Source organism: Photorhabdus heterorhabditis (genome assembly GCF_018448905.1).
Classification (GTDB): domain Bacteria; phylum Pseudomonadota; class Gammaproteobacteria; order Enterobacterales; family Enterobacteriaceae; genus Photorhabdus; species Photorhabdus heterorhabditis.
This window is the reverse complement of record NZ_RCWA01000183.1, coordinates 1-558: the sequence shown is the minus strand read 5'-3', so window position 1 is coordinate 558 and position 558 is coordinate 1. Positions and strand designations below refer to the sequence as shown.

Genomic DNA, 558 nt, shown 5'->3' with positions numbered 1-558 from the left:
CGGCCTGCGCCGTCAGTGGCTGACCGGCGTTGACATGAGCGGCGGTGGCCTTGAGGTCATGCCCGGCCTGCAGGGTCACCTCACCGGCGCCGGTTATCTGGCTGCCGATATCGGTCTGTTGGGTCAGATGGCGGGTGTTATCTTTCCCCCAGTCGCCCTGCTCTGTGCGGCGCGTGCTTAAAGTGTCCAGCGTCAGGTCATGGCCTGCCGTTATTTCGGTGTGACCGTCTTGACCGGCATTCCTGACGTCACTGGCGGTGAGCTGGACGTTATTGATGGCGCTCAGCGACAGGGTGCCCTTATCGTTCTGCACATAGATGCCTGCCGGACGGTCCAGCCAGCGGTTAGCTTCATCCCCGCGTACGGTCGAGGCGCTGGTGATATCGCGGCCTTTCAGGGTCACCCGGTCATCCCCCTGAATCCGGCCGCCCCGATTGGTGAGCGCCTGTTGGGCCGCTAAATCCACTTTGCCACCACGAATAAAGCCGCGGTTGGTCAGGTTGTTGGCCGTCAGTTGAGTCACATCCCGCCCGTTAATTGTGCCGCTGTTGGTGATAT

The 558-nt window shown here is 61.6% G+C and carries 1 protein-coding gene; it reads right to left on the bottom strand.

The annotated features are described in order from the left end of the window. Positions 1–558, bottom strand: a 558-nt coding sequence (locus EAE89_RS23200; RefSeq protein WP_214086689.1) for a hypothetical protein, incomplete at both ends; no start/stop codon positions are given.